This is a genomic window from Dactylosporangium sp. NPDC049140 (genome assembly GCF_040648435.1).
Genome location: NZ_JBEZDS010000041.1, coordinates 105,912 through 112,402, shown reverse-complemented (window position 1 = coordinate 112,402; position 6,491 = coordinate 105,912). Strand labels below are relative to the sequence as shown.

Below are 6,491 nucleotides of genomic sequence, written 5' to 3'. Positions count from 1 at the left end.
CCGGGCGGCGGCGCTCCGCCGCCCGGCCGGGCCAACTCATCCGCAAGGGCGCTGTTGCGTTTGCCGATCGGAGGGTGCGTTTGAGCGAGTGCGGCGCGGTCTTCAGATAGCGGTAGCAAGCTCGGTGAACGCCGGGGCGACGCGGAGTCGATCACCTCAGACGGAAATCGGAACCCGGCGAACGCCGACCTCGGCGGCACCCTCGGCAGTTGCCGGGCAGCGAGCTTCACCGCTCAAGCCTCGATCTTGCCCACGGCCAAACGCAAACAGAGCCCCGCCGACAAGCCCGGGACCAGCCACGACCGTCGCCGACGTCTCGTCAAACCGGCGGCGCCGGCAACGGAGCCGGGCGCACCAGGGCGACCGGCCAACCCGCAGTGCAGTCCGGCGATCCCGGCAACCGCGCGGCCGGCGCGTCAGGTTGGCAGCGCGACGAGCGTGAAGTACCGCTTGAGGAACGGCACCAGTGTCTGGTACGCCACGATGGTGTCCGGCTGCACGTTGTCGTGCGACAGGATGATCGAGCCCTGCCGCACCTGCTGCTTCACCTCGGCGATCACCCGCGCGATGTGGGCGGCGTCGCTGGCGTCGTTCTTGTGGTTCCAGTCCTGCGGGTCGACGTCCCAATAGATCGGGGCCATGCCCATCGACTGGGCCTTCGCCACGAGATCGGCCGTGAAGTTGCCGCCCGGAGCGCGGAAGTACTTGATCGGCACGTCGTTGCCGACCGCGGCGTGGATCATGTCGTTGGTGTGCTGGAGGTCCCAGTCGATATAGGCCTGGTCCCGCTGGGCGAGGTCCGTCAGATGCTGCCAGGAGTGGTTGCACAGCGTGTGCCCGCCGGCGACGATCTGCCGCACCAGCTCGGGATGGTCCCGCACGCGGAAGCCGACCAGGCAGAACGTGGCCTTCACACCGTTGGCACGCAGCACCTCGAGGATCTTCGGCGTGTTCACCGGGTCAGGGCCGTCGTCGAACGTCAACGCCACCGCCGTCGACCCCGTGTGCGCCCTGGACCCTGCCGGGCCGGTACCGACGCCCGGCGGGCGGACGGCAAAAGCGCTCTCGGCGGACGCCTTCGGCGTGCCGGACGAACCCGCCGTCCGAGAGGCCCGGACCGACGGTGCGGGCAACGACGCGGCCGGCGTAGACGATTCGGGCGGCAGCGACGGCTCCCCGGAAGCGGCCGACGGCACGACCGCGGCGGGCTGCGCCGTCGCGGGCTGCGCCTTCGAGCTGCACGCCGCCGCGCCGAACTGCACGAGCACCGCCACGACCAGCAACGCGATTGCCGTCCTGCGTTGTGTCACCGTCGTGCCCTCCCCCGGGTCCGCGGCCACGCTAGCCGAAACGGCCTCGGGTTCGCAGCCCCGACGACCGAGACACCCGCCGACCATCCGGATCCGCAGTGGGAATCACCGACGGCGGCGCGCCCAGGGCCGCGACCATGGGCGCTCGACGGGTGCTCAGCCGCCATGGAGACACGCCATCACGGAGCAGAACATCCAGAAATTCTGGAGTACGGGGCCCTGCAGACCAGGGCGTTAAAGTCGACCAAATGGGGCGGTCCGGGACACAACAGCACGACCGACACGGCTCTTAATCTGCGGGTTGTAGGTTCAAGTCCTGATGGCCGGGGCGTTGACGAGCAGGCCGCGGTACACGGCGTACCACTTCAAACGGCTCTGACCTGCGATTACCGCCAGGCTAGAGCCGTTTTCATATGCACCGCATTCTCCTGGGTGCTCCGTGGGTGATCGGCTGGCCGCGTCCAAATTCATCCAGCGGCAACCATCTCGCGCTTTGGGCCCCAGCCTGTCCCGTCAGGGCGGCGTCGTATTGTGGCGTCGCCATGGATCGCTCTGTGCCGTGCCACAACTCGTTGCACCGGTTGTGAGCTGCGATTTTGTCGGGCGGTGCACGATTGGGTCGTGGTGTTCCGGCTGCTGTACCTGACTGTGGTCCAGGTGTTCGGCTGGCTTGCGTGGCTGTCGCGCAGCGACGCTGCCAAGACCGCGGAGTTCCTGGTCCTGCGGCACGATCTCGCGGTGCTCCTCGCCGACGGCGGCGCGACGATCGCCGATCTTGCGGTGCTGCGCAACGAACCGGCCCTGTTCGGGGCGGTGGCGTCGGATCCGACCGCGTGGCGGGTGCTGTCCGATGTGGACGAGGCGGCGTTGGCCCGGCTGCGCGACGCCCGGGCCCGGGCACGGGAACTGGCCTGGGCGCAGGCATCCGAGACCCGCACGGGGCTACCGGCCTCCACGGCCGCGGGACAGCCGGTGCCTGGTCTGATCCTCGACGTGGACGCCACGATCGTGATCTGCCACTCCGAGAAGGAATCCGCGACCCGGACGTGGAAGAAGACGTTCGGGTTCCACCCCTTGCTCTGCTTCCTGGACGGGACCCGGGAGGCGCTGTCAGGCCTATTGCGGGAGGGCCGGGCCGGGTCGAACACCACCGCCGATCACATCATCGTCCTGGACCAGGCCCTGCAGCAAGATCCCGGATGCGCACCGGCACGGCACCCCGCTCCTGATCCGGTCGGACTCAGCCGGCTGCACCCAGGGGTTCCTGACCCACATCCGCGCTCTGCGCGAGCTCGGGATCGACGCCCGGTTCTCCGTCGGCGTGGCGATCACCGAACCGATCTGGGACGCGATCCGCCAGGCAACTGGCTGGGTCCCCGCGATCGACACCGACGGCGACCTGCGTGACGGCGCCGGGATCTGCGAGGTCACCGGCCTGGGGTCCCCGCCGATGGCTACCCCGCCGGGACCCGGTTCATCGTGCGCCGGGAACGGCCGCACCCCGGCGCCCAGCTGAGCTTGTTCGACACCATCGAAGGCCTCCGCCACCAGGTCATGGCCACCGACACCCCCGCGGGCGACGGCAGCATCCAGTTCCTGGAAGCCCGTCACCGCGCCCACGCCCGCGTCGAGGACCGGATCCGCACCGGCAAGGACACCGGCTTCGGCCGGTTCCCGTCCCGCGTCTTCGCGATCAACCAGGTCTGGCTCGAACTCGCCCTCGCCGGCATCGACCTACTCGCCTGGACCCAGCACCTGCTCCTGGACGGCGAACTCGCCTCCGCGGAACCCAAGAAACTGCGCTACCGGCTCCTGCACACCGCCGCCCGGCTCACCCGCACCGCCCGGCAGACCCGACTCCGGATCGCCGAAACCTGGCCCTGGGCAACAGATCTGGCCACCGCGTTCACCCGCCTCACCGCGCTACCCCGCCCGATTGGCTGACACCGGCACCACAACCCGCCAACACCTCACGGAGGAACCCGGCCAACGCGCCGGGCCACCAGCATGCCCATCCACCCGACCGGTCTGCACAACGATCAGCAAACGCCCTCAACCACCAAGACCGACTGTTGGCGTAGGGTCGGGAACTGGCGCGGTGGCCCGTTCTGAAGGTAGTTCCAGCAGCCTTGGTGCCGACGGTTTCCCGTTCAGTTGTCCCACGGCTGTAACCGTGTTCAGGGTGCTCCGTTTCCAGCTCCCGCCCATCGAACCGTGCATGCGGTTTTCCCGCACACGGCTCACCGACGTCTTTCACCGCCGGCATTCGGTCTGTCCCGCCGCCAAGGCTTGAACGGCCTCGGCGCGACGACGGTTCCCAGGCCGACCAGGCCCAACTCGTTGCTCGACTGGAACGACAACACCTGCCAGCCGAACTCACGGCTGCGTTTGTGCCGCTTGGCGATGACCAATGCCAGCCGCATCTTCGCGTAGTACCTGATCTTCTCGAAGTGCCGAGCCGAGTTGCCGTACTTGAAGAACCCGGCCCAGCCGCGCAGAAACATGTTGATGTCCTGCACGATCCACTCCACCGACAGCAGCAGCCGAGACCGGTCCGTCAGCTCTCGGATCCGGTCCCGAGCATGCTGCATCGCCTTGATCGCGGGCCAGCGAGCCAGGAACGTGACCTGCTTACCGCCCGTGCGAGCCCACGCGCGCACCAACCGATGGTGGAAGCCGAGGAAGTCCACGCCTTCTCCACCGACACTCAGGTGCACGATGCGGGTTTTGGCCGCCTTGGGCTTCAGCCCGAGCTCGGCCAACAGTTCCGTCAGCCGTTCAAGAGCGACTTCGGCCTGCCGCCGGGAGGCACACATCACGATCGCGTCGTCGGCGTAGCGAACCAGCACCCCGTGTTCCCGCACCGACCACTGCCGGTCGATGCGGTGCAGGTAGACGTTCGCCAGCAACGGCGAGACCACGCCATCCTGCGGGGTACCGGTCACTTCCCGCCGCACCAGGCCATGCTCCATCACCCCGGCGCGCAACATCGCCCGCACCAGTTTGAGGACCGCCTGGTCACAGACGCGTGGACCGCCTGCATCAACTTGTCGTGCGGAATCGCCGAAAAGCAGTTGGCGATATCCGTCTCGACCACCCACCGCCTGCCCTGCCAGGACTCGTCCACGAGCACCTGCAGGGCGTCGTGCGCCGCCCGTTTCGGGCGGAACCCGAAACTGCACGGCAGCATGTCGGCCTCGAAGATCGGCTCGAGCACAATCTTCACCGCGGCCTGCACGACACGGTCCCGAACCGCGGGGATCGACAACGGGCGCTGCTCGGTCGTGCCCGGCTTTGGGATGAACACCCGACGCGTCGGCAACGGCCGATAGCTACCCTCCCGCAGCTCGCCGCCCAACTCGCCGAGAAGCCAGTCGATGCCGTACTCCTCGACCTGGGCCAAGGTGGCCTTGTCGATGCCGGGCGCACTGTTGTTGCGGCGCACCGCGACCCACGCTCGCCACAGGACGTCTCCGCGGAAGACTTTGTCCCGCAACGCATGGAACCGACGACCGGGATCGGCCTTGGCCGCCCGGTACAGCGCATGCTGCAAGGCACGAACCGGGTCCAACCCGGACCCCGACACGGCGGAACTAGCCGAAACGGCACTCACCGGGCACCACCCCATCAGCGATACGCATCGACGAAGTAGCGGCCCTTCCCTCACCGGCCGTGACGGTGCGTTTGGGACGTCATGCGGACGGCGTCTGGCACTCGGGTTGGGGCGCGATCGTTTGCCGGCGGAGTGCTCCGCGGCGTCGCATAATGCCAAGCTCCGCTGACTCATACACGTGGAAGCAGCTAGCGAGCGTGGAGTACGCCGGCGTCGGGAGACGTAGCGAAGGTCTGCACGTAGTCGATGGCTGTCTGCAACGCATCTTTCAGTGGAGCGATGTCCCGCGCGACCTGGGCGAGGAGCGTGCCGCCCTGGACGGCAGCAAGGAGCAGATTGGCCAGCTGCGTGGGATCTGCATCAGCGCTGATGCGGCTGAGTTGCTGCATGCGCTTGATTCCATCGCGGAAGATGTCCCTCCACTGGTCGAACGCACTCGCGAGCTCGTCGTGAACGTCAAGGTCTGTCTTGATGATCTCGCTCGCCAGGGGGCCGAGGCTGCAGCCTTCCTGGCGGACGCGCTCATAGCCGACGTAGAAATCCGCCCACGCCCGAAACGCGTCGAGGTTGTCGCAGCGGGCGAATCGCACGCCGCGGTGGAACGTGAGGACGCGCTCGGCCTGCCAGGCGATCACGGCCAGGACGAGACTCTCCTTGGTCGGGAAGTAGTGGTTGAGCTGCGATCTGCTGACGCCGGCAGCGCGGCGGAGCTGTTCGTTGTTCGTGGCGTGGACCCCCTTGGTGTAGATGAGCTCCGCGGCGTGTTCCAGGATGCGGGCCCGCGTTGCCTGTCCCTTGTCGGTGCGCTTGTGGGGCTCCCGAGCTCCTGTGATGGGTTCCATGCGTCAGACGATAGCTGGATTGGGCTTGACAGCCCAGTCACGAGCAGTGTTGACTCAAGAAGTGGGCTGACAAGCCCAAAACGGCTCACGCGAAGCCGGGCTGACGACGACCACTCACTGGAGGCTGATTCGCCATGTCACGACTGAACGTTCCCTCTCCTGACGACGTCCCCGCCGGGGCGGAGGGCATCCTCGACAACGTCGGCGCACAGTTCGGCTTCGTCCCGAACATGTTCGCGACTCTCGCGTCGAACCCGACCGTCCTCGACGTCGTCATGACACTGCAGGGCACCTTGAGCCGGGTTCTGGACGCGAAGACGCGGCACACCATCGCGCTGGCCGTGTCGCAAGCCAACGGTTGTGATTACTGCCTGGCGATGCACACGTACGTATCGTCCGAACTCGGTGGCATGTCGAGCGATGACATCGACTTGGCCCGGGCCGGGAGCTCGGTCGATCCCAAGCGCGCCGCGGTCGCTCGTTTCGCTCAACGGGTGGTGGAGAGCCGCGGTCAGGTCAGCGACGCCGACCTGGCGGCTGTGCGAGGTGCTGGGTACACCGACCCGCAGATCTTGGCGATCGTCACGGTGGCGGTGCAGGTCCTGCTGACCAACTTCATCAACAACGTCAACCAGACCAACGTCGACATCCCCGCCGTCAGTTCGGTCGGTACGCCGGGATGAGCGTCGGCGTCCTCGTCGAGGCCGCGCACACAACCCGATAAAC

5 protein-coding genes and 1 pseudogene are annotated in these 6,491 nt (G+C 67.4%); 2 read left to right on the top strand and 4 right to left on the bottom strand.

The window, feature by feature from the left end; genetic code table 11:
* Nucleotides 1–416 precede the first annotated feature (416 nt).
* A complete protein-coding gene (locus tag AB0B76_RS43530; protein WP_360387100.1) occupies nucleotides 417–1,310 on the bottom strand; it encodes a polysaccharide deacetylase family protein in 894 nt (297 codons plus the stop codon).
* A 729-nt stretch (nucleotides 1,311–2,039) separates the two neighbouring features.
* Between AB0B76_RS43530 and AB0B76_RS43525 the strand changes: the two are divergent.
* A pseudogene (locus tag AB0B76_RS43525) lies at nucleotides 2,040–3,254 on the top strand (IS1380 family transposase); the annotation flags it as partial.
* Between the two features lie 296 nt (nucleotides 3,255–3,550).
* Here AB0B76_RS43525 and AB0B76_RS43520 read toward each other — a convergent pair.
* The 3 genes from AB0B76_RS43520 to AB0B76_RS43510 form a co-directional block, all read right to left on the bottom strand.
* The gene (locus tag AB0B76_RS43520) at nucleotides 3,551–4,300 is read right to left on the bottom strand and encodes a reverse transcriptase domain-containing protein (protein WP_360387097.1); all 750 of its coding nucleotides are present in this window, start codon (nucleotides 4,298–4,300) and stop codon (nucleotides 3,551–3,553) included.
* Nucleotides 4,282–4,863, bottom strand: a complete 582-nt coding sequence (locus AB0B76_RS43515; RefSeq protein WP_360387094.1) for a reverse transcriptase domain-containing protein — start codon at nucleotides 4,861–4,863, stop codon at nucleotides 4,282–4,284. The genes AB0B76_RS43520 and AB0B76_RS43515 overlap by 19 nt, the downstream gene beginning before the upstream one ends.
* A 248-nt stretch (nucleotides 4,864–5,111) precedes the next feature.
* On the bottom strand, nucleotides 5,112–5,765 hold the full coding sequence (locus AB0B76_RS43510; RefSeq protein ID WP_360387091.1) for a TetR/AcrR family transcriptional regulator: 654 nt from the start codon (nucleotides 5,763–5,765) through the stop codon (nucleotides 5,112–5,114).
* Between the two features lie 134 nt (nucleotides 5,766–5,899).
* On the opposite strand from AB0B76_RS43510, the gene AB0B76_RS43505 reads away from it, so the two are divergent.
* Entirely contained in the window at nucleotides 5,900–6,448 is a 549-nt protein-coding gene (locus AB0B76_RS43505) for a carboxymuconolactone decarboxylase family protein (protein ID WP_360387089.1), read from the top strand.
* Nucleotides 6,449–6,491: the final 43 nt, after the last annotated feature.

Bases quoted from the DNA above. Each gene is read 5' to 3' on its own strand.
- AB0B76_RS43520 (WP_360387097.1), bottom strand. From the start codon at position 4,300: ATGTTGCGCGCCGGGGTGATGGAGCATGGCCTGGTGCGGCGGGAAGTG.
- AB0B76_RS43510 (WP_360387091.1), bottom strand. From the start codon at position 5,765: ATGGAACCCATCACAGGAGCTCGGGAGCCCCACAAGCGCACCGACAAG.
- AB0B76_RS43505 (WP_360387089.1), top strand. From the start codon at position 5,900: ATGTCACGACTGAACGTTCCCTCTCCTGACGACGTCCCCGCCGGGGCG.